The 23115-nt window shown below is 59.8% G+C and carries 17 protein-coding genes; 10 read left to right on the top strand and 7 right to left on the bottom strand.

What is annotated here, in order from left to right; translation table 11 throughout:
* Nucleotides 1–518 precede the first annotated feature (518 nt).
* A complete protein-coding gene (locus A0U87_RS16925) occupies nucleotides 519–2273 on the top strand; it encodes a relaxase/mobilization nuclease domain-containing protein (RefSeq protein WP_137405780.1) in 1755 nt (584 codons plus the stop codon).
* Nucleotides 2274–2555: 282 nt separating this feature from the next.
* Here the strand turns inward: A0U87_RS16925 and A0U87_RS16920 are convergent, their stop codons facing one another.
* From A0U87_RS16920 to A0U87_RS16910, 3 genes are read right to left on the bottom strand one after another with little or no spacing between them, the layout of a single operon-like run.
* Nucleotides 2556–5630 carry an alpha-L-rhamnosidase gene (locus A0U87_RS16920; protein ID WP_137405779.1) on the bottom strand — a complete coding sequence of 1025 codons (3075 nt, stop codon included), beginning with the start codon at nucleotides 5628–5630 and terminating at the stop codon, nucleotides 2556–2558.
* 45 nt (nucleotides 5631–5675) lie between these two features.
* Nucleotides 5676–6983 carry a family 1 glycosylhydrolase gene (locus A0U87_RS16915; RefSeq protein ID WP_240700581.1) on the bottom strand — a complete coding sequence of 436 codons (1308 nt, stop codon included), beginning with the start codon at nucleotides 6981–6983 and terminating at the stop codon, nucleotides 5676–5678.
* 11 nt (nucleotides 6984–6994) lie between these two features.
* Nucleotides 6995–9322 carry a TonB-dependent receptor gene (locus A0U87_RS16910; protein WP_137405778.1) on the bottom strand — a complete coding sequence of 776 codons (2328 nt, stop codon included), beginning with the start codon at nucleotides 9320–9322 and terminating at the stop codon, nucleotides 6995–6997.
* A gap of 191 nt (nucleotides 9323–9513) precedes the next feature.
* Here A0U87_RS16910 and A0U87_RS16905 point away from each other — a divergent pair, with 191 nt between their 5' ends.
* On the top strand, nucleotides 9514–10152 hold the full coding sequence (locus tag A0U87_RS16905; protein WP_137405777.1) for a TetR/AcrR family transcriptional regulator: 639 nt from the start codon (nucleotides 9514–9516) through the stop codon (nucleotides 10150–10152).
* A gap of 39 nt (nucleotides 10153–10191) precedes the next feature.
* Here A0U87_RS16905 and A0U87_RS16900 read toward each other — a convergent pair whose 3' ends face one another.
* Entirely contained in the window at nucleotides 10192–11211 is a 1020-nt protein-coding gene (locus A0U87_RS16900) for an aromatic ring-hydroxylating dioxygenase subunit alpha (RefSeq protein ID WP_240700583.1), read from the bottom strand.
* 136 nt (nucleotides 11212–11347) lie between these two features.
* Between A0U87_RS16900 and A0U87_RS16895 the strand changes: the two genes are divergently transcribed.
* The gene (locus A0U87_RS16895; protein ID WP_137405775.1) at nucleotides 11348–12292 is read left to right on the top strand and encodes a LysR family transcriptional regulator; all 945 of its coding nucleotides are present in this window, start codon (nucleotides 11348–11350) and stop codon (nucleotides 12290–12292) included.
* Here the strand turns inward: A0U87_RS16895 and A0U87_RS16890 are convergent.
* The 3 genes from A0U87_RS16890 to A0U87_RS16880 are packed head-to-tail and all read right to left on the bottom strand — an operon-like array spanning nucleotide 12279 to nucleotide 16100.
* Nucleotides 12279–13208 carry an NAD-dependent epimerase/dehydratase family protein gene (locus tag A0U87_RS16890; RefSeq protein ID WP_137405774.1) on the bottom strand — a complete coding sequence of 310 codons (930 nt, stop codon included), beginning with the start codon at nucleotides 13206–13208 and terminating at the stop codon, nucleotides 12279–12281. The genes A0U87_RS16895 and A0U87_RS16890 overlap by 14 nt on opposite strands.
* Nucleotides 13205–13759: a cupin domain-containing protein gene (locus tag A0U87_RS16885; RefSeq protein WP_137405773.1), complete on the bottom strand. Its 555-nt coding sequence runs from the start codon at nucleotides 13757–13759 to the stop codon at nucleotides 13205–13207. Before A0U87_RS16885 ends, A0U87_RS16890 begins: the two co-directional genes overlap by 4 nt.
* A 58-nt stretch (nucleotides 13760–13817) precedes the next feature.
* Nucleotides 13818–16100: a TonB-dependent receptor gene (locus tag A0U87_RS16880; protein ID WP_137405772.1), complete on the bottom strand. Its 2283-nt coding sequence runs from the start codon at nucleotides 16098–16100 to the stop codon at nucleotides 13818–13820.
* Nucleotides 16101–16222: 122 nt separating this feature from the next.
* Between A0U87_RS16880 and A0U87_RS16875 the strand changes: the two genes are divergently transcribed.
* The 7 genes from A0U87_RS16875 to A0U87_RS16845 all read left to right on the top strand — a co-directional run bounded on the left by A0U87_RS16875 (nucleotide 16223) and on the right by A0U87_RS16845 (nucleotide 22705).
* A complete protein-coding gene (locus A0U87_RS16875) occupies nucleotides 16223–17137 on the top strand; it encodes a LysR family transcriptional regulator (protein WP_137405771.1) in 915 nt (304 codons plus the stop codon).
* 81 nt (nucleotides 17138–17218) lie between these two features.
* Nucleotides 17219–18334: an FAD-dependent oxidoreductase gene (locus A0U87_RS16870; RefSeq protein ID WP_137405770.1), complete on the top strand. Its 1116-nt coding sequence runs from the start codon at nucleotides 17219–17221 to the stop codon at nucleotides 18332–18334.
* A gap of 43 nt (nucleotides 18335–18377) precedes the next feature.
* Nucleotides 18378–19280 carry a VOC family protein gene (locus tag A0U87_RS16865; RefSeq protein WP_137405769.1) on the top strand — a complete coding sequence of 301 codons (903 nt, stop codon included), beginning with the start codon at nucleotides 18378–18380 and terminating at the stop codon, nucleotides 19278–19280.
* A gap of 3 nt (nucleotides 19281–19283) precedes the next feature.
* Nucleotides 19284–20441 (top strand): alpha/beta fold hydrolase, encoded by a 1158-nt coding sequence (locus A0U87_RS16860; protein WP_137405768.1) that lies wholly within the window; start codon nucleotides 19284–19286, stop codon nucleotides 20439–20441.
* Nucleotides 20441–20908, top strand: coding sequence for a hypothetical protein (locus A0U87_RS16855; protein ID WP_137405767.1), 468 nt, complete (start codon nucleotides 20441–20443; stop codon nucleotides 20906–20908). The genes A0U87_RS16860 and A0U87_RS16855 overlap by 1 nt, the downstream gene beginning before the upstream one ends.
* A 34-nt stretch (nucleotides 20909–20942) precedes the next feature.
* Nucleotides 20943–21734: a cyclase family protein gene (locus A0U87_RS16850; protein WP_137405766.1), complete on the top strand. Its 792-nt coding sequence runs from the start codon at nucleotides 20943–20945 to the stop codon at nucleotides 21732–21734.
* Between the two features lie 2 nt (nucleotides 21735–21736).
* A complete protein-coding gene (locus A0U87_RS16845; protein ID WP_137405765.1) occupies nucleotides 21737–22705 on the top strand; it encodes a fumarylacetoacetate hydrolase family protein in 969 nt (322 codons plus the stop codon).
* The last annotated feature ends 410 nt before the right edge of the window (nucleotides 22706–23115 follow it).

Here is a 23115-nt window from a genome sequence, read left to right as displayed (position 1 = left end):
AACCAACATCCCGATCTCGCCGCATGAACTTCCACGCGACTGTGTAAGCTATCGAAATGAGGGGTCCCTTTTAGACGCCGATCACCCCGCTAACGGGGTTCTTTTTGCACGCCGATTCACAGTCAGCATCTCACTTCCTTCTCATCTCAGAGGCAAAAAAACGAGGCAGGATGGACCGTGTACACATGGTCGTCACGGTGCTCGGCGGCCGCCTTCTCGCACCTAGTGAGTAGTTCAAAATGAGTGGGGTAGACTTCGAAAAAACGGTGCCAATCACGATTCGACTAACTAACAAAGAGGTTGCCGCTATCGAAGCAGACGCCATGGCAGCCGGCTTGAGCCGCGCCGCATATATCCGCCGTCGCATTTTCCAACGAGCTTCATCAACGGACCACCGAACTGCCGCCCTCGCTGCGCTTCTGCAAACCCTCCATCGCGCCACGAACTTCGGTCAGACCGAACTCGCCGAGGCCATAGACATTCACATCTCTCGCCTCCTTGCAGCGGACTGATATTCGATGATTGTCAAACGCATCCGTAAAGCCGGACGGAAAAAGCGATACCTCCATCATGTCATGACGGCGGTACACATGTCGGCCGCTTACATCCTGGATCTCACGACGCCAGAGAGCCATGCGGCGCATGCGCTGCCAGCCTATTTGCTGGATCACTACAATGAGTTGCGAGAACATGCCGAGGCGGGGGAGAAGGTGGCCGCCTCCGGCAGCCGCAATCTTCGGTCCACAAAGCTGCAGGAAATCCAGCGCGAGATGGCCGCCGCACTTCACCTCGCTCCGAATGCGCATGATCCAATCGAACATTATGTCGTCTCTTTCCGTAAAGGCGAAATACCGGACGCGGCGCAGATCGAACAGGTCATTGAGATTTTTGTTGCCATGATGGGTTACAAAAATTGCCAACTACTCTGGTCAGCGCACTCGAACACATCCAATTTCCACATACATATTCTCGTAACCCGTGTTAATTTAATCAGCGGTCGCCCGGTCCTTCCTGCCGAGGGTTGGGAAATTGATCGTTTGCACCAATTCGCTGCCGTCATCGAGGAAGCGCAGGGCTGGAGTAAAGAGCCCAACGCTATTTATACTGCGCAAGGCGGAGACGTATACGATGTGCAGACCGGCCAAATGGTTCGTCGCGCGGACGGCTCTCATCTTGGGTTGTACAAACGTAATGCCAAAACAAACGCACGGTTTGATAACATCGAACCAGAACTGAGTTCTGTGGCATCCGCCATGTCGGCGGCGAATTCGTGGTTTGAACTCCACCATCTTTTGTTACTGCAAGACGCGCGATACTGCCTGAAAGGTAGTGGCGCGATGCTCATCGTTGGCAAGAAAAGCTACAAACCATCGACGCTTGGTCGGCAGTTCAGCCTACCTGCTCTACAGCAGAAATTTGGCCCCTATCAGCCAAGCCCGCTCGCGCAGCAGACGCCCCACGATAGGTACAAAGAGGCATACTCCCGCGAGCGTAAACGGGTGAATGAGAAGAAGAAAAAGGCGCTTCAAGAGGCGCGCGAGGCCTATCTGCGGACGATCCAATCAATAAAAGCTGACAGTGAGCTCGAGCTTCTGCTTGCAGAAGTACGCCTCCAAATGATCCTGGACGAGGTGGAAGCGCAGATAAAAAAAGCCTTCGAGGACGCCCGGCGCACAATCGCCGCGAATCAACTCGATCATGACCGCTGGCATGCGGAAGGCTGTCCGCCAGCAATCCCAGTCACATTGCCTGCGCTTATCTTGCCAAACCAATGGCAAATCGAGAATTTCGCATACAGCGCTTCGGGCGACGCGAAGCTGCGCATCCATCACATCGATGGCAGGCGCATTTTGTCCGAATCCAGCGCGGCTATCGCCTCATTCAATATCTCGCGAGAAACTACCATGCTGGCGCTTAGGCTAGCTGCGCAAAAATGGCCCGGCTCAGCTTTAAATCTGACCGGTGACCATGAATTTATCGAGCAGTGCCGGATCGAAGCCAACCGTCTTGGCCTTTCGGTTTTCTACGAAGGCCAGCAACTCATCGCTGCTCCATCTGCGATGGGTGACAGGTCCTCGCAGCGTAAAACAAGGGAAACGCCCATCCGTTCGCAGGAGCCACATGGAACCCAAATTGCGAGGAAGAAGATGGTCGACATTGCGAACGAAACGCCACAGCCGACGGATAAAAAATTGCCAGATGTTGAACATATTGCGGATGATCTAGCCTACCTTCAACATCTCGCTCAGAAGCACCGCGGAGCTGGTAGGTGACTGCGTACTTGTTACCAACCCATCGAGTGACGACGATCATTGTGTAACTCCGAATTCTCTCGGCCCAGAAGAGGCAAAACATAGGACTTTCGCCATTGTCGCCTTCGGAGAAACCCACCCAGGAAAGCGGTCCTTCACGGACTTGTAGAATCATTCTGCCGGAGGGCAGCAACACGCTCCATTTCAGTCATTCATGAGATCTGGTTTTGCATGGCGGAATGTCTTGAAAGGAGCGGTTGCAAAAAATCCGCAGACAGCGCGATACGGGCCGCCATGTGTTGGCTACATCTCAAATCGATGATGACCTGGCCCCACGGTACGCGGGCCGTCAGCTAACGCGACATCCGCCCTGCTATTTGCAGGTATTGTCAGCTCAAGAGTTACAGCATTTGCCCGACAAGCCCATCGGGTCTCAATTAATCCCCAGACGCTGACCAGTTTCATATTTACCATTGGCACGCGAGCATCAAAGACAGCGTCAACGCGGAACCGAGCGAAGCCCGGTTCGACAGGCTCAATACCGCCCACTCGCCGGTAAAGGAATCCGCACACGGCGCCCAACGCATAGTGATTAAAGCTGTTCATCGCGATGTCGCCGGTATCGCCATTCCAGCGCTCCCATATCGTGGTCGCGCCTTTGCGCGCCATATAACCCCAGGAAGGAAACTGCGTGCGCAGCAGCAGGTCGAAGGCGAGCTGCTTTTCGCCAACGTCAACCAACGCATCGAGCGCTAGCGGCGTGCCCAGGAACCCCGTCGTGAGCAGGGTACCGCGTTTGCGAATGTCCGAAGCCAGGAGAGAGGCTGCCTTCGCGCGAAGCGCCTGCGGAACTAGATTGAGCCGGAGGGCCAAAATGTAACTGCAATGGCTGCCGTTTCCGACCGTGCCGTCAGCTCGGACAAAGGCCGATGAGAACGCGCTGCAGATCCGCTCATGATGCGCGCGCCAAGTAATGGCCTCGTCGGCACGGCCCGTCCATACAGCCATCTGCGCAATCTGCTCAACGGAACGAGCAAGCATGGCAGTCCCGATCAGCGCCTTGGGCGTTGTCTCGTCCATCGGCGACTTTGCATCAAGCGCAAGCCAATCACCAAGGTCCGCTCCGCGCCCTTTCGACCATAGGCCGTCGGGGTTCTTTGCCAAGATGCCCCGCGCATAAGCGGTCATCGCCTGCCAATTCTCATCGACGATCGTGCGATCGCCGCTGTGAAGATAGGCGATATAGGGGAGCATGACACCGGCATCGGCCCAGCCTGGGGTCGGGCTATCCGTGCCCCAGCCCAGGCCCTGTGGAGAAGGTGCCCAGAGCGGGTATGCGCCATTGCCGGCCTGCGCGTCGCGCATCGTCCGGGAAAAGGCGCGTGTATAGGCGCCCACGTCCATGTTGAAGCTGGCGGCATCCCAGAAGATCTGGGCATCGCCGGTCCAGCCAAGCCGCTCGTCGCGTTGCGGGCAATCCGTCGGGATCCCCATGAAATTCGAGCGCTGGCTCCATAGCGTGTTCAGCCAGAGCTTCTGGACGTCCGGACTGCTGATCTGAAACGTCCCAGTTTCGGGCATGGCGCTCGAAAGGACCAGGCCCGCTATCATGTCAGTAGTGAACGAGCTGACCCCGCTGATTTCCGCATAACGAAAGCCTTGGTAACTGAAGACAGGCTCGAGCGTCTCCACCCCCTCGCCACGCAGCCAGTAGCGATCCTCGGCCCTTGCCGCCCGCAGGTTCCGACGGTCCAGTTCGCCCTTTTCGGACACGATTTCGGAATGACGCACCGTGATGGGTTGCCCGGCATCGCCTTTGATCTGAAGCCGCACTCGGCCGGCAAAATTCTGGCCGAAGTCGACAATGTGCCGTGCCTCGCCAAGCTTGCGAATGGTAACCGGCCGCAGCTCCTTGACGATGCGTACAGGCTCGGCAAGTGCCGCCGAAATCGGGGAACTCGGTTCCGGCGCCGTCCAGCACTGGTCCCATTTGCTATCGTCGAAGGCCGGATGGTCCCAACCCAGCGACTGCAATCGCAGATCCTGATCTTCGCCGGCATAAATCTCCGACATCAAGATTGGTGCGCCCGCATGCCGCCACTGGTCGTCGGTAGCGATCCGCTCGATCGAGCCATCGGACCGGGTCAGTTCCAGTATCGCTTGCAGTCTGCGTGGCGCGCCGCCAAATGCGTAGCGCCCGTCTGGTGCCTGATAGCTCGCATAATAGCCATCGCCGATCATAGCCCCCAGGCAGTTCATGCCCTTTTTGATCAAGCCGGTGACGTCATAAGCGCGGTAGGGAATGCGAACGGCATAATTGACGGGCTCGGCCTGCAGTTCATCGTCATTTATCCGGCGCCCGTTGAGCGACAGGCGATAGCCACCAAGCACTGCCGCGTAGAGCCGGGCCCGGACTATCGCACCATCGTTGGAGAAGCGGCGCCGCAGCAATCTGGCGGGCGTCGGCGGCCAGGGGAAATTGGGCTGCGTGTCGAGCTGCGGTGCGATCGTCCAGTGTTCTTCCTCACCCAGACGGGTTTCCCAACCGCCGGTCAAACGTTTATTCGAGCCATTCAAGGCAGGAAGACGGATCTGTCCGGCAATCGAGACGAATGGCTTGATGAAGAAGCCCGGTGCAGGAGCGATGTCGAGGCTTAACAGATGCTCACCGGCCGAGAGCCGCAATGCTAGGCGTGTTGCGGGCGCGCCGCCAAAGCCGTTCGGGTCCCGCTCGGGCAAGGCAAGCGGCTTGCCGTCAAGCATCAGCCGCGACATCACCCCATCACCGAAAATGGTCAGCAGTGCTTCGCCGGCGTCGCTGCGAAAGGCGAGGCGAAAGCTGCGTGGTTTGTCGGGCGCGGGGGCGTTACCCCCTACCCACTTGGCACCGCTGATCCGATCGTCACGCTCGACGGCATCTTCTGCGGCGAGCCAGTCTCCCGACCAGTCATTCGGCTCGAGAAGTCCCATTTCCCAGTAGGCTGGGTCGCTCCAACCTGGATGGCCCTCTTCATTCCAGACCTGCACTTTCCAGTGGCAGGTTTCGCGCGAGCGCAAGGCTCTGCCTTCATATTGGATGCCGGTACAGCCGGCGCTCGCGATGCGACCGCTATCCCATATGTCGCCGACATTGCGCCCAAGCAAAGCTGAACTGGATGCAACGAGAATGCGATAGGCCGACTGCATCGTGCCATCAGGGCCGATGAGCTGCCAGGACAGGCTGGGGCGCCGATCATCGATCCCGATCGGGTTCGATCGCATGGCTGTACGCAGCTGCGCTGCGCCGAACCGCGGCGTCGATGCGGCTCGCGCCTGATTGGCGCTCAAGCCCAAGAATGCGCTGGTCGCCATGAAGGAGCGACGATCGAGTATGGGCATGAGCAGTTCCTTGAGAAATCAATATGCATCGGGCGAGGGCTCGGGTCAGATACTGTTGTCTCGCGCGTACCGGCCAAGATGCAAGCCGCTCGGCTTAAGCGTCCGGCGGAAGCTATTCCGATCGACCGCTACCAGTCCGAACTGTGCCGTATAGGCCCTGTTCCACTCGAAATTATCGAGCAACGACCAATGAATATAGCCGCGAACATCCACGCCATCTGCGATCGCTCGCGAAAGGCCCGCAAGCGCTCCGTCGATATAGGCTACTCTGCGGCCGTCATCGCCGGTCGCCACACCATTTTCAGTGACGATGATCGGACGATTTGTGGCTTTGGACACCCAGCGCACCGTGGCTTCGAGCGCCTGGGGATAGAATTCCATTTCGGTTTGCGTGAGTTCCACGCCGGGCGCTGGCGGCAAGTCGACGTCATTGCCGACAACGGCCCGGCCATAGGTCTGCACGCCAACGAAATCATCTTTGGCCACGGCATCGAACCAAGGCGCATAGACTTCTTCGATCTTGCGCTGAAGCCAGCTTGTTCCAGGAGCGGACTGCTCATCAGCGACCGCCAGGCTCAACCCCAGCTTGAGGTCGGGGCGCACGGATTTGATCGCTTCGCTCGCACGGCGATGCGCATCAGCCTGAATTGAGCCGGCGCGCCGGGCATCGAAAATAGGCGTCGATGAAAAGCGGTTGCTTCCTACCGCCTTGGCGGCAGCGGCCGACGCCTGCGCAAAATAAGGCATCGTTGCGCGAAAACCGGGCTGCCATGACAGTTGGGCGGCCAGATTGGGTTCGTTGAAGGTAAGACCATGACCATAGTCGGGGCCCAGCGCCTTAGCGGCCCGCTCGCAAAAGCGCAGGAAATGATCCACATTCGCTTGCTCTTCCCACCCGCCCTTTGCTGCGAACCAGCGCGGGACGGTGAAGTGCGAATAGGTGATGAAGGGCTTTAGACCCAGCTCGACGCAACCATCCACCATGCGGCGATAATGATCGAGTTCGGCGTTGGAATATTCTCCCGGTTCCGGTTCGATGCGTGACCATTCGATGCCGAAACGATAGCAATTAAGGCCCATCTGCTTGACGAGCGCCATGTCCTCGCGCCAGCGATGATAGCTGTCGCAGGCGTCGCCGGACGGCGCGGCAAAGCTGTTGGGCGTCAGATGCTCCATGACCCAGCTGTCGCTGTTTATGTTATTGCCTTCTACCTGGTGGGCTGCGGTAGCTGCCCCCCAGAGAAAGTCAGGACGAAGTTTGCGACGCGCAGCGAGCGCAGGACCGGCGAGCGTCATCGCAAGACTCCCGCCGGCAAGCTGAAGCATGGAGCGTCGGGAGAGTGCAAAGGACATGGCATCCATCCTCAGAAGCGGAACTGAATGTTGGCGCCGATGGTGCGCACGGAATCGAACCCGAACTGTTGCTGATAGGTCGCAACGCCGGAAATCGCATCGCCGGAATCCAGGCCAATGAAGTTGGGATTATATTCGTTCGTGCAGTTCTTGCAGAAGATCGACAGGCGCATGCCATTGTCGATCCGCACGCCCGCACTCGCCCCGATCAGATCGGTCGTCGGGACGGTAGCGCCCGGCGCCTGGTTGATCAGATAGTTGATCGGAGTGCGATGGTACCAGTTGCCCTCAATGAAGGGATGCACGGCTCCGTCCGTCTGGAACTCGTAGCTGGCCTGGAGAGACGAGGTGAATTTCGGCGCGGTCGGCGTGCGCTTGCCGCCGGCGTTAAATGAACCACTCACCGTGCAGCTGGCGTCGGCTTGCCCCGGATAGCATTCAGCGCCCGCAAAATCCTTGAATTTGGAGCTGAGGAACGTCGCCGATCCATTGATCGACAGCCCCCGGAAAGGATTGGCATTGACGGTCAGCTCGACGCCCTTGCTGATCACGGATGCCGCGTTCTGGACCACGAAGCTTTGCAACTGGGTGTCGAGCGACTGGGTCTGGTAATTCTTGAACTTGGTGTGAAATACCGACGCGTTCACCACCAGGCGACGGTTGAACCAGCTGGTCTTGGCGCCGATTTCAGCCGTGTTCGATTTCTCTGGCTTGACCAGCAGCGAGGTCGTTGCGGTTGCGCCGGTGTCATTGAAACCGGGACCCTTATAGCCGCGACCATAGGAGGCATAGATCATCGCATCGCGTGCCAGCTGATATTGGCCGCCGGCGCGCCAGCTGAAATCGGTATGGCCATAGGATTGTGCGATCGCGCCTGGCACGCCCAGGGTAACAAAATAGGCACCGCGATTCTGGTCTAGATCGATGCTGATTTCGTCGCGCGTTACGCGGCCGCCGGCGAAGAGCTTCAGCGCGTCCGTCAGGGCATAGGTCAACTGCCCGAATGCAGCGTAGCTGTCGGTCTTCATCCGATAGCGATTGTCGCGTCCGAGGAAATAGTCATTGCTGACCGAGCAGGTGGGCGGGAAGGCGCCGGGCACTGCAGCGGCGCCGACGCAGAAGGGGAATGTGGGCAGCAGGAATTCGGGCAGGTAATTGTTGCCGGCAATCTGGCTGCGCTGATCGATCGTGGAATGGAAATAATAGAGGCCGGCCTGTCCCGTCAGGCGGTTCCCGGCCGGCAGGGCTACGCGCAGTTCGTTCGAAAACTGATCATAGTCGGCATGGGAATAGTTGATGTTCGCGCCGTTGCTGTTGGTAAAGTCGGTATCGAGCTGGGCATCGAAATTATAGAATTTCCAAGCGAAGATATTGCTCACGACGAGGCCACTGTCCGCGGTGTAGGAGAGCGAGGCCTGAGCGCCGCCCAGCTTCAGGTCGCGCCAATATCCACCGTCGCCTGCGAAGGTGAAATTCTTGTCGCCTGCAACGATGCTGGATGCGGCAAGCGGGGCTTCATTGACGCTTCCTTCGCCAAGCTCGCGATAGGTGCGGTCATAGATTCCCGCGACACCGTGAGATTCGGCATATTCACCGATGACGTAAAGCTCGAGCTCAGGCGTGATTTCCTGGAGATATTTGGCGCGAACCCCATATTGCTTGCGATCCAGGTCGTTGCGGACACCGCCAGTGCCGACGAAATTGGTGCCCGGCTCTTCCACAGAATATGTGCCGTTTATCCGCAAGGCCGCAGAGTCGCCGACAGGGATGTTGACCGTCTGTCGGGCAATCACGGACCAGGCTTGCGCATCGCTGCCAGGCGTCGTGCGATTGTTGAGCTCCAGGTTGGTCTCGCTGCCGAAACTGCCAATCTTGGGGCGTGTCGATACGACGTTCAGCAGGCCTGCCGAGGCGTTTTTGCCAAAGAGCAGTCCCTGCGGCCCGTTCAACACCTCGACCCGCTCGACGTCGTTGAAAAGCCCTTGCGTCAGGAAGGGGCGGCCGAGATTGACGTCATCTAATGCGGTGGCAACGCTGGAGTCGATGGTGGTTGCAAAGGCCTGGGTGCCGACCCCGCGAATGGCAAAACTGTTGTCATTCCCGACCTGCAGGCTGGGCGCAGCCAGCGCGACTTGGGTCAGGTCATTGAGATTGCGCGACTTGAGAGAATCGCCGCCGAGCGCCGTTACGCTGACCGGAACATCCTGAAGCCGTTCGGCGCGGCGTTGCGCGGTTACGACAATGTCGGTCACACCTTCGCTCTGATCGGCTTCCTGTGCGTAGGCTCCATGAGCGCAGGAGATCAGGCTCGCGCCAACAAACAACAGTGCCTTCCGCATTTCATCCTCCCTATTTTTGCGCAGCGCTTCCTGCACTTGCCCACCGCTTTGGTCTTTGCCATAAAAACAGTCAATCCTGATTGTTTGTATGGATATCGATCCATTTTTGTTATGCATGCGATCAAGTGCGATAGATAAGAGAGGATGGTTGTGGACGCCTGGCGGTCGGCAACCGGTGACGAAGGAAGAAAATGGATCGAGCAGAACCCAAGGTCAGGCGGACTCAGGAGGAACGGACCGCCCAGACTAGGCTGGCCCTCATAGAGGCTACCATCGCTTCAATCGGGGACTATGGCTATGCCGGTGCCAGCACGACGTTGATCGCCCAGCGGGCCGGTGTCAGCCGAGGAGCGATGCTGCATCATTTCGCCACGCGCGCTACCTTGATGGCACAGGTGGTGCGTCACGTATTCGACAATGAAATGGCTGAATATGAGGACACCCGCGTGCGCACCGGAATGGGCGACAATCTTTTTGACTGGCCCAGATTGCTCTGGTCAGTCCTTAGCCGCCCTCCCGGCATGGCGGTACTTGAAATCCTTCAGGCGACCCGTAGCGATCCTGAACTCGCCGAGCTCGTTGTCCCCATGCAGGAGGAGGTCGAGCAATCGGCTCTCACCGTGATGCGGGGCGCCTTTGGCGGCGATGAAACGCTTGCCAGAACTGTCATGCGCCTGATGGTCTGGTCGGTGCGCGGCCTGTCTATTGCGGACCGCTATCTACCGCATCGAGCCGAAACCGAACATGCTATCCTTCTTCTTGGAGAGATGATGCGTCTGGCAGCGCCCGATGGGCGGATGGAGAAGATGCGCGTACCGATAGAGAAATAGGGGGAGGGATAGCTGCATTATCGCATTTCCCCCAAGCCCTCAGGCAACTACGGCCTCTCCCTCCTGTTCGGCCCGAAACAGACGCTGGATGAACTGGCGCGTCTGCCGGCCTCCAACATCGCTCGCAATGTCGACAAGCTGCCGCCCTGGCTCTAGCGCAATGCGACGTTGCTGCATTTCCAGAACGGCCTGGTCCTCCTTGAAGGTACGCGCCGTCTGCTCGAAAACCAGGTCTGGAATGTCATCTCGTATGATGTTTGTCGCCATCGACCAGAAATAATGGGTGGTCGTCTCGGTCTCCGGGGTGATGCCGTGAAAACCGAGCATCGAGAGACCATGGGATCGATCGCCATCATAGGCACCGGTCCCTTCGTCGCATGCACCGGTATGAATGCGGATGAAGACCGGCTGGAACTCGATTTCCTGCCAGCGATCGACCAGTCCCTTGAAGCCCGCCGCGGCCACATAGGTCGGCGGGGGGACTGAGGACGGCATTTTGCGCTCGACGCGAACACCGTTGGGCAGTCGGGTGGATATCGTAGGCGTCTTGAAATGCAGTTCCGGATCGCCGCCGATGGTCAAGGGATGGATATAGGGCAAGTGCGACAAATCCATGAGATTGTCGACGAGCAGTTGCCAATTGCCCTGCACATCATAATGGGCGCTCCGCCAGGCCCAGGCTGGATCCCGATGATAGGGATGATCGGGAATGGTGGCGATGTCTGCCTTGTTCGCATCCCCCATCCAGATCCACAGAAGGGCGTCTTTCTCGACCAGTGGGAAATGACGAACACGCGCCGTGCTGGGTATCTTGTCCTGTGCAGGGATATGAACGCAGGCGCCGTTCGTACCGAATTCTAGGCCGTGATAGGGACAACGTATGCTCTCGCCCACGACTGTGCCTTCGCTCAGCGGCATGGCCCGATGGCAACAGCGATCCTCGAGCGCTGAGACGTCGCCGCGTTCGGTGCGGAACAACACAAGCGGTTGCCCCAATATTGTTCGGGAGGTCCGGCACCCTGGCTGCAATTCATGGCCCCAACCGGCGACATACCACACGTCGTAAAGGAATGATGACCCGACCCTTGGCCCCGACTGCGCGCTCACATCGCTCTCCTGTATAATTCTGCAGGAAGCCTAGCGCACCGCCAGCCAATCGATATAACTAGTTATATCTATCTATCGGATCAGTTTCATGGATTACCGTAGACTCGACCTCAACCTGCTGGTGGTGCTGGATGCGCTGCTCGAGGAACGCGGAGTTCACGCGACCGCACGACGGCTCAACATGAGCCAGCCCAACGTCAGCTTCGCGCTCGGCAAGCTACGACAGTTTTTTCAAGACGATTTGCTGGTGCGGATCGGTAACGCCATGCACCCAACCCCCATGGGCGACCGATTGCGGGAACCGGTCCGGCGCATATTGGAGATGGTCGACGCAGATCTGCTGGGGCTGCCGATCTTCGATCCGATCCATGCGGAACGCTGCTTTTCGATCAGCACATCCGACATTGGCGAACTCGTCTTCCTGCCGACCTTGCTGGAGGTACTCAAAGAGCGCGCACCGCGCGCGACCTTACGCTCCCACTCCATGCCGCCCCACGAGTTGGAGCGGGCCATGTCCGACGGCACGGTCGATATGGCGCTGGGCTATTTCCCGGATCTTCAGGGTAGCAACTTCCTGTGCCAGACATTGTTCGAGCACCCCTTCAGCTGCATCGTGCGCAAGGATCATCCCGAGGTCGGAGACGCGCTCTCGCTCGAGCAATTTCTCGGGCTGGGCCATATCCTGGTTTCGCAGAAGGGACGGAGCCAGGAACTGGTGGAAATTCGAATGCAGCAACTTGGCCTATCACGCCGTATCCAGCTTCAATCGCCCCACTTCATGAGCGTTCCGCTGCTTGTCGCTGGGTCCGACCTCATTTCGACCGTGCCGCATGCCGTTGCTGCCATCTTCGCCACTATGGCGCCACTCAAGCTATTGCCGCCGCCATTCGAAACGCCGCTGATAAGCCTCCAGCAATTCTGGCATCGACGTGTCGATCGCGATCCGGCAATCGTCTGGTTTCGCAGCCTCGTGGCAGAACTCTTCCTCGGCCGTGATCCGTCCATGCCGGCGGGCGGCGCTATCGGACGATAGAGGGCGCTTGCGCGCAGATCGAGGCAAACACCGAAGCGATCAGCGCCTCAAGGCTTTCGTCGGCCCGGAAGCCGGCCTTGGTCGCTGATGGCGTCGTGAGGGCCGGCTGGGATCCGAACAGGCGTTGAAGCTCAGGATCAGGTGCATGACGGACCTGCGCCGGGTCTAAAAACAGCTGCTGGACCAATTGTTCGATGGTTACATGCAGGGCCGGGCAGGTCAGGCTTATGCCGTCCTCGATGTCGCAATGGAGCGCATGGACCAGGTTCCAGGCTGCCTGCCGCGCAGACAATATCCAGATGCTGGCATCTGCCGACACGGGCAAGGTCATCGGCCGACTTTCCAGCGCCGCATGGAAGAGCTCGCTCATGAAGGCGGAAGCAAGACCGCTTGGCCCCATGGGCCGGGCAACGATACCGGGCAGACGCAGTCCGATACCTCTGACGCTCCCTCGACGCGCAAATTGCGACAGCGCGATCTCTATCATGCGCTTATGTGCGCCGTAGAGGGTGGCGGGCACAGGCACGGTCTCATCATCGACGGGTGTAGCTATCGTCCCCAATATTGCGATCGAACTGGCATAGACGAAGCGGCAAGGGCGCCCGACCTGATCCAGAAACTCGAGGATGGCGAGCGGGGCATCGACATTGATGCGGCGCGCAAATGCAGGCGCCTGCTCCGTCGCACCGCCGGGGACGGCAGCGAGATGGATGATGCGATCGACTCCTTCAAGCAGCGTGTCGAGATGCTCCGTGTCGCCGAGGTCGAAAGCGACCGCTTCAAATCCGCTGCCGATCGGTATGGGGGGCTCGGTTCGATCCGTCAGCCTGACAACGCCATTTCCACCCTGATCGGCCAGCAGGCAAGCCACTTCGCGACCGACAAATCCGGATGCCCCGGTGACCAGCAGAGTCATGCCAGATCGTCGCAGAAGATGCCGTCAATGAGGATGAAGGCGATCCGGCAGGGTGCGCCGGAACGGTTGATCCAGCCATGATTGGTGCCACGCTGAATGATGATGTCGCCGGCATGGGCAACGGTTTCGCCTTCATCCATCATCAACGTGATGCTGCCCCAAAGCACGATCCCGTAGTCGATTGAACGGGTGCGATGGAAACTGGCATGTCGAACGGATGTCTTGCCGACATGTGCGTCGCTGCCGCCAATCGCTTCGAACACGGCATCGAAATCTGCCGCGGCTTGCTCCGGCGGAATGTCGAGCACACGGATGCGGGTCCCGCCCGACGGCGGCGCCAACAATAGTTGCGATTCTTCAGGTTCTGCGTCGGTCCGGTCAAGGATGGCTGGTGTCTGCCCGGTATTCCAGACTTCGTGGAACACCAGGCCCTCCTCTCCCAGATCGTCGAAAACCCGGACCGGCGGCGCATCGCTGGCGATGCGCGATCGCCGACCTGCGTCATGCCCGGTAACAATCCTGCGGAAAGTGGTGCCTGGCTCTGTACCCATATCATTCTCCTGGCGCTCGCGCGGGCCAAATGAGGGCGCGCGAGCGGGCTTGGATTGGTTAGAACCGGAAGCCAGCGCGCACACCATAGGTGCGGGGTGGACGCAGTTGATTGTAAATCACCCCTGGCTTTGCCGGGCTCTGCAGCGAATTGGCGAAGACCAGCTCATTCTCGATATTGTTGATGAAGCCGGTCAGGGAGAGATTGCCCGACGGGCTTTCATAGGTGAGCCGCGCATTGGACATCATGTAGGACCCCTGCCGCCCCAGCTCGAGGAAATCGAGCGAGAGATAGCGCGAGGTTTCGATCCGCGTGTCGGCTGCCGCTATCAGCCTGCCATGATCGCCAAGCTGGAAGCTATGTTCATAGCCCAGATTGAACACCCATCGAGGCGCGTTGACCAGCGGTCGGCCTGAACAATCCACATCATAGATGCGGGCCGCCGGTGAGGCGCCGATCTGGCTGGTGGGCGTCACCGTGCAGCCGATGACCGGGGCCGTGCCGGTCGTCGAATAGGCCTGATAGGTCAGCTCATCATATCTGCTGTGCAGATACTGGATGTTGGCCGAAAACTGGTCGTTGCTCGTCGGCTGGAAAAGGGCCTCCAGTTCAAGGCCGTAAATCGTCGACTTCCCCGCATTCTCGGTGGTGAAGACCGGACCATAGATCGCGCCCGCCGGCGTGCTGGCAATCTGGACCGGGCCCAGATGCGAGATTTGCTGATCCTTATATTTCCAGAGGAACGCTTCCGCATTCAGCTGGACCTTGTTGTCGAAGAAGCGGTTCTTCGAGCCGATCGTGTAGGCAGTCATATTTTCCGGCGCGGAGTAGTTGCGCCCGGTCGCCGCAAATAGCGCGCCCGATTTGAATCCAGTGGCAACCGATGCGTAGAGCAGCGACCGCGGTCCGGCATCATACTCGACGCCGGCCTTCCATGTGACCTTGTTGAAATCCACGTCGGTACGCGGATAGCTGACGATATCGAGGATGATCGGGGTGAAGTTGCCCTGCGCGGGATTGACGAAACCGACGAATGGAAGCGTATGCGCCTCGGTTGCCTGCCGCTTTCCGTCGGTCGTGTATCGAAGTCCGCCTGTCAGCCGAAATCTGTCGGTTACGGAAAACGTTGCCTGGCCGAAGGCGGCGAGGCTTTCGGTATTCAGCTCCGAGTTGATTCGGGTGCCGTTGCTCGCCTGGTCGAACCGCTGCCGGGCGCTCACATCTTCGGCGAAATAATAGCCGCCAACGACCCACTCAACTGGGCCGCTATGCCCACCCAGCCGGGTCTCGAGCGACATCTGGCTCGACTTCTCCTGAATATCGATCAGGAAGCTCGAGGCGTAGGAGCGAAAGTCGAGATCCGTCTTGCGATAGGCGGGAACGACGGTCAGCGTCGCAAAGCCGAGATCCGCGTTGAGCGTGAGGGCTGCGCCAAAAAACTCATTGTCCTGATAGCCATCGTCGCTAGCGATCGCCTGCGGCACCGGGGGCGTCGGCGAACGCGAAACGTACGCCGCGATCACGCGCGGATCGCTGGGGCCGAGCCGATGCTTTCCGTCGAGCAGTGGCATGATCGTGCCGCCCGATCCCATTCCGCCCACATGCGCATAATCGACCGACAAGGTGGCATCGAGGCCAGTGCCAGTTTCGCCACGCAATTGGGCGCGGACGGCCTGGGTATCCTCGTCATCATAGCCATCGCTATAATAGCCGTCGCGCTTCACATATTGCCCCGCAATGCGGAAGGCGAGTTTCTCGCCGAGCGGCAGGTTGAGAGCGGCCGATCCTTTCAGCGCGTCGTAATTGCCATATTCCGCGTTGATATAGCCCGAGGTTTCGCCAAGCTTGGGCTTGGCGGTGATGACGTTGACCGCGCCGCCGGTGGCGTTGCGACCATAGAGGGTGCCCTGGGGGCCCTTGAGAACCTCGACGCGCTCAAGATCGTAGAAGAGGCCGGCCGGTGCGGCCGGGCGGGACAGATAGACACCATCGAGATTGAAGGCGACCCCCTGTTCCGCGAAGGCATTGGCGCCGAAGGTGCCGACGCCGCGAAGATAGATCTGGGTGAAGGATGCGGCCGGGGCCACTTGGAGCGCTGGCACGACGCGGGTCAGATCATTGGCCTGCGTGATGCTCTGCTTGACGAGCGTATCGCCGGCCACTGCGCTGACGGCAATTGCGGCCTTCTGCAGATTTTCGCTACGCCGCTGTGCCGTAACGATGATGTCGGCGATGCCCGACGCCTCGGCCTCCACTGCCTCACCGCTCTCCTGGTTCTGCGCCAGGGCCGGTGCAGCCGGGATCAATATCGCTGCAACTGTCGCCAGTAGGGCCGCTTTCATGCCTGTCTCCTCTCCTGATGTGCGCCTATGCCGACGCATCTGTGAGGAAAGAGTAGATCAGTTGTGGTCCATAGGTTAAATCGTTTGATCTTATCGTTATCCAATCATGATATGGATGGATCATGCGCTTCCGCGGTCTCGATCTTAATCTTCTGGCTGTCTTCGAAGGGCTCATGCAGACGCATTCGGTGTCAGGTGCTGCACGGCAAATGCATCTGAGCCAGCCTGCAATGAGCGCAGCCCTGTCCCGACTGCGTGACTATTTCGGTGATCCCCTGTTGGTGACCCATGGCAAGCGCATGTACCCCACCGCCTTTGCGGAAAGTCTAGCGCCGCTGGTGCGCGAATGCCTGGGAGGGATCGAAACGCTGCTCGCGACATCGGCCTCCTTCGATCCTGCGACCTCGCAGCGGACTTTCAGGGTCATCGCGTCCGACTATGTGATCACGGCGCTTGTCGCTCCCTTGATGGCGGACCTGGCCACGCAGGCGCCCGGCGTAAGGCTGCAACTGATCTCGCCTGACCAGCACAGCCCCGAACTGATCGGCGATGGCAAGGCGGATCTGATGATCAGTCCACGCGAATTTCTCTCAGCCGATCATCCGACGGAATTGCTGTTCGAGGAAGAGCATGTGGTCGTGGGATGGAACGAAAATCCGTTGTTCCAGACTCCAATGGACGAAATGCAATTTCTGGGCGCAGGCCATGTCGGTGTCGCCATTGGTTCCCGGTCCAATATCGCCTTTGCCGATCGGCATCTGGCTCTGATGGGCAAGCATCGCCGGATCGAGATATCGACCTCGTCGTTCACGACCGTTCCGTGGCTTTTGGTGGGAACCCAGCGCCTGGCAGTCATGCATGAACGCCTCGCACGGGCAGCGATGCGCCTCTTTCCCCTGATATCGACGCCAATGCCATTTGCCTTCCCGGTGATGCAGGAACTTGTCCAATTCCATCAGACGCGCGCGGCTGACGAAGGGCTCAACTGGCTTCGCGATCAACTGCGTCGGGTCGCAACCCATCCACAAGATGGATAAATTTCGATCCAAACAATCGAATTTTGATATTCAAAAGCGCGGCCTACACTTCTCCCATAACAGATCGGAGGAGAGGAAAGCTTGGAAGCGCAGCGCATATTGGTTATTGGCGGCGGTATCGGGGGCCTGACGGCTGCGATTGCCCTTCGCGCAAAGGGGCACCAGGTAGATGTGATCGAGCGGGATCCCGACTGGTCTGTCTATGGCGTCGGCATCATCCAACAGTCCAACGTCGTTCGCGCGATGGCGCAGCTTGGCCTGCTGGACGATTATCTGTCCGCAGGAGTCGGCTTCGACGCGATCGAGATATTCCTCCCCAATGGGATGCAGGTCGCCCGTGTCCCTTCACCCCGGCTGGTCGAGGGGAAGCCCGCCAATGTCGGCATCGGTCGGCCCGCACTCCACAAGGTTCTAGGTGATCGCACATTGGCCAGCGGTGCGACCGTTCGCCTTGGCGTGACCGCCGATCGCATCGTCGACGAGGCTGACGGCGTGGCTGTCGACTTCTCGGACGGCAGCAGCGAGCGCTACGACCTGATTGTAGGGGCTGACGGCGTCTATTCACAAACGCGCGACCTCATTTTCCCCGATGCGCCAAAGCCGCAGTTCACCGGCCAGTCGGTATGGCGTTACAATTTCCCACGCCCCACAGGGCTGGATGCGCTGCAAGTCTATAACGGGCCGACCGGTGTCGGCCTCGTGCCCATTTCCGACGCGCTAATGTATATGTACGCGACCACGCCCGAACCGGACAATCCGCGCTATCCGCTCGAAGGGCTGGCAGCGACCATGCGCGCCAAGCTTTCGGGGACCGCGCCGGCCATTCAGGCGCTGGCACAGCAGATCACGCAGGACAGCGCCGTGGTCTATCGTCCGCTCGAAGGCCTGCTGGTCGAAGGGCCGTGGCACAAGGGCAGGATCGTCCTGCTCGGGGACGCGGTCCATGCGACCACGCCGCACCTGGGCCAGGGCGCGGGCATGGCGATCGAGGACAGCCTCGTCCTCGCCGACGAGCTTTCCAGACATGACGACCTCGAGACGGCGTTTGAAGCCTATCATGTACGCCGCTTCGAGCGGTGCGCCTATATTGTGCGGGCCAGCCTCGCCATCTGCCACGGCCAGATCGGCAAGGGGCCGGCGGTCGATAATGCGGCCGCCACCCACGAAATGTTCGAGATGATCGCCGAGCCGATCTGAGGCGGCAGTCCGCGTCCCATGCATCTACCCAAGGAGTCTTCTGATGAGCCGCGTTTCTGAAATTCGCTATGTCGGCTACGGCGTGCCCGACCTGGCTACCGAGCGGACCTTTTACGCCGATCAATGGAAGTTGGTCGACGTCGGCGAGAAGGATGGCATGGTCCATTTCGCGGCCGATGGCGGTGATGAAGCCTTTGTCGTGCGCCTGCGCGAGAACCACGATCGGCGCGTCGATGTCATCGCTCTTGCAGCCGAAAGCCAGGCCGATGTCGATGCGCTGCATGACAAGGTGGTCGCTGCAGGCTGTCGGATCATCTTTCCGCCTCGCAACCTGGCCACTCTGGCGGGCGGCTACGGTTTTCGCTTCTTCTCGCCAGACGGACTGCCGTTCGAGATATCCAGTGATGTCGAGCGGCGTACGGCACGGGTGCTTGATCGCTGGGAAGGCGTACCGCAGAAAATCAGCCACATCGTCCTTCATTCGCCCGATCATCAAGGTCTGGTGCGCTTCTTCGTCGATGTGCTGGGCTTCAAAGTCAGCGACTGGCTGGGCGATTTCATGTGCTTCCTGCGCTGCAATGCAGCCCATCACCGTCTGGCCATCCTTCCGGGACCGCCCTGTCTCAACCATGTAGCCTACGACATGCTGAGCGTCGACGACATGATGGTCGGCATCAATCGACTGCGCCAGAAGGGCACCGACATTCGCTGGGGGCCCGGCCGGCACACGGCGGGCAACAACACGTTCAGCTATTTCACAACGCCCGCCGGCTTTGCCGTCGAATACACTTCAGAACTGGAGGAGGTCAATTTCGAGGCACATGAGCCACAGGTCCATGTACCCGGGCCCAAGGTGATGGACCAGTGGGGCATCGGCATCGGCGGTCCGCAGACCATGCCGCATCCCGAGGCCGACAAGGGCCTCTTCCAGCCGGTGGAGGCCTGAACCATGGCGCTGTTCGAATATTTCCCCAACTATATCTGGAATCTCTCGATTTCGATCGCGATGGAGTCTGGCGCCCAGCTCGGCGAAATCATCGACATGTGTCAGCCGATCCGCGATGCAGCCAATAGCGGCGCTGACGCCGGCACGCCCCAGTTCATGAAGGCCTGGGCAGCGATGGGCGACAAGTTGCTTGAGCTCGCGGGCGAAGACGAGGCGAAAGGGCGCTATTTCTCCGCCTCGAACAAGCTGGAGCGCGCATCGCTCTATCTGATCACGGCCGAACGGATGCAGGGTCATGGCGCGCCCGGGCGCGAGGCGACCTATGCCAGGGCTCGAGCGGCCTTCGATCGGTCGACCGCGCTTGGCCAGATCAATCGCGAGCGCGTAGAAATTCCGCTTGAGACCGGAACCATGCCTGCGCTTTTCACCCGTGCGCCCGGGGACGGCAGGAAGCCGGTGGTGGTGTTCTGCAATGGCCTCGATAGCTGCAAGGAGTTACTCTACTGGAGCCGGCTCCCGGAACAGCTGGCTCGCCGGGGCATATCCACCCTTTGTGTCGATCAGCCCGGATCAGGCGAAGCTCTGCGACTGCAGGGCCTGCCTGTCGATCCACACAGCGAAAGCTGGGCCAGCAAAGCCGTCGATTGGCTCGAGCAACGGCCCGAAATCGATCCAAAGGCGATCGGCATGACCGGTATCTCGCTTGGTGGCCATTTCGCGCCGCGCGCCGTCGCCTACGAGCCGCGCTTTGCCAGTGGCGCGGTCTGGGGGGCCAACCATAATTGGCGCGAAGTGCAGGACAAGCGCATGTCCCGCGAGGGTGAAAACCCGGTCCCCCATTATTGGGCGCATGTCCATTGGGCTTTCGGTGCCAGCGATCAGGAAGACTTCCTGGCGAAATCGGAAGCGATGAACCTCAACGGCCATATGGACGGCATCAAGGTGCCATTCCTCGTCACCCATGGCGGAGACGATCGACAGATCAGCGTCTCCTACGCCAATGATCTCTATGATCAGCTCGTCAATTCACCTCGCCGTGAGAAGGTGATTTTCACCGCGCGGGAGGGGGGCGTCGAGCATGTCGGTGCCGACAACATGGCCTATGGGCGCGACCTCATCTCTGATTGGTTTGCCGAGACGCTGGGTGGGCACGCCCGATAATGACAGAGGTCGCAGTCATCGACGCCTATATCCGCAGGGAGACGCGCATCAGCATGGCGATCAACGCCATGCTGTCGCTGCTGATCTTCCTTGCGGTGTTCGGTATCGGCCGGCCGGTGGAGAGCTGGGGCGTCGGGCAATGGGTGTTCGATTTTCTGCCTCAGAGCTTCATGATCGCTCTGATGAGCGTTCTCATCCCTGGTGCGCTCGCCCGTCAAAAGCTCAAAACGGGGGCGCTGGCGCCTGTTCCTCATTGCTCGGTCCTCCCGCGCAATCTGCTGGTGCGCGCACTGATCCTGGCGGGATTATCGGCTAGTATCGGCACAGCATTGATGGCTGGATTGGTCGGGCTGATGGGTTTGGAGACTATCGCCCCAATCCCCGCGCTCCTCTTCAAGGTGACCTATGGGGCCGTTCTCGCCTTGATCGTCACGCCTCCTGCTCTTCGCGCGGCCTTGGCCGCATGATGTCATCATATCCTCTATCTCAAGGAATGCCTCGATGACCCGCCGTTTCATCGATCTCTCGATCACGCTCGACAATGATGTGCTTTCCGATCCGCCATTTCTTCGGCCCAAGATCACCTACCAGGCGCATGGCGAAACCGTCGCCGAGCTCCAGCATTTTTTCCCCGGCGTGACGGCGGAGGACACGCCCGATGGCGCCGGCTTCGCTGCCGCGGAATGGGTGACGCTGACAACCCACAACGGCACGCATCTAGACGCGCCCTATCATTTCCATCCGACCATGGATGGCCGCGACGGCGAACCGCAGCGATCGATCACGATCGACGAAGTGCCGCTGGAATGGTGTTTCCAGCCCGGCGTGAAGCTCGACTTCCGCCATTTCCCCGATGGCTATGTCGTCACCGCCACCGATGTCGAGGCTGAACTGGCGCGCATCGGCCACAGCCTCCAGCCGCTCGACATCGTGCTGGTCAACACCGCCGCCGGCACGGCGCTGGGGCAGCCCGACTATGTCAATCGCGGCTGCGGCATGGGCTATGAGGCGACCATCTACCTGACTGAGCGGGGCGTGCGCGTCACCGGCACCGATGCCTGGTCCTGGGATGCGCCGTTCAGCTATACCGCACAGAAGGTGAAGGAAACCGGCGACACCTCGCTGATCTGGGAAGGGCACAAGGCCGGCCGCGACATTGGCTATTGCCACCTGGAAAAGCTGCACAACCTGGAAAGCCTGCCCGGCCATGGCTTCATGGTCAGTTGCTTCCCGCACAAGATCAAGGGCGCGTCGGCCGGCTGGACCCGCGCGGTCGCAATCTTCGAGGAATAAAGATGCGCCTTGCCACCCTCCACAATGGTCAGCCGGACGGTTGTCTGGCAGTCGTCTCCCGCGATGCGCGTCGCTGCCTGCCCGCGGACGGTGTAGCAGATACGCTGCAGCAGGCGATCGAGCGATGGGACAGCGTGGAGCCGGCGCTGCGACTCCTAGCCGACCGGCTGGAACAGGGGGAAGGCGATGTGCTGGACGAAAGCCGGCTGCTCGCTCCCCTGCCCCGCGCCTGGCAATGGCTCGACGGCTCCGCTTTCCCACAGCATGGCGAGCTGATGCAGAAGGCGTTCAACCTGCCGCCGATCGAAACCGACCGGCCGCTGATGTATCAGGGCCTGTCCGATCGCTTCCTGTCCGGAACGCAGGATGTGCGACTTCCCAGCGAAGCTGACGGCATCGATTTCGAAGGCGAGTTCGGCGTCATTACCGATGCCGTGCCGATGGGCACCAGCGCACAGGACGCGCTATCCCATATCAAGCTGGTCCTGCTCATCAACGACTGGTCGCTGCGCGCGATCGCGCCGATCGAGATGAAGACCGGGTTCGGCTGGGTTCAGGCCAAGCCCGCCTGCTCTGTCGCGCCCTTTGCGGTCACGCCCGATGAGCTGGACGAAGCCTGGCAGGACGGCCGCGTCCATCTGCCGCTGGAGGTTCATGTCAACGGCGCCTGGTTCGGAAATCCCCATGGCGGCGAAATGGCATTCGGCTTTCACGAACTTGTCGCCCATGCCGCCCGCACGCGCGATCTGGTCGCCGGCACCATCGTCGGATCGGGCACCGTGTCCAATGCCGATTATGCGAAACTGGGTTCCTGCTGCATCTCCGAGCGCCGCGCTATCGATGTGATCGAGCAAGGAGAGACAAAGACGCCTTTCCTTGCCTTCGGTGATCGCGTTTCGCTGGCCGCGATTAAGGACAAAGGCTCGCCATTTGGCAGCATCAGCCAGCAGGTTGTAGAAACAAGTCGCTGATTTCGAGCTTGGCATTCTGTCTGGGAATGTCGCCGGGCGAGCCATCTTTGGGACATTCGCGACAGTCAACTTTCGGACGTTCATCCAAGGAAGCAGACATTCGCCACCTTTATCACCACCACCGTATTGCGCCCAAAACTGGTCATTGAGGAACTGTTCGGCGATCTGGAAAGTGGCGGGACCGAAGCTGATCTGTCTGGGCCGAAGCTTCACTCGGTTGCGTTGTATCTTACAGGGTCTACGGCTTCACACTGGAGTTGCCGTTGCTCTCGCCATCCGGCTCCGGCCGGCGGCGGCGCCTGGCGAGCGAGGTTGTGGTCACGATCCCTATCTGCTCGATTGCTGAGCCATGTTCAGGCGCAACCTATGACTGGGTCAAGTGAGCCGATATCCGCCACCCGTCGACTGGA

Origin of the sequence: Sphingobium sp. MP9-4, assembly GCF_005281675.1 — a bacterium.
GTDB classification, from domain to species: Bacteria; Pseudomonadota; Alphaproteobacteria; order Sphingomonadales; family Sphingomonadaceae; genus Sphingobium; species Sphingobium yanoikuyae.
Note: the sequence above shows the minus strand (reverse complement) of the source record. Positions and strands in the feature narration are given on the sequence as shown.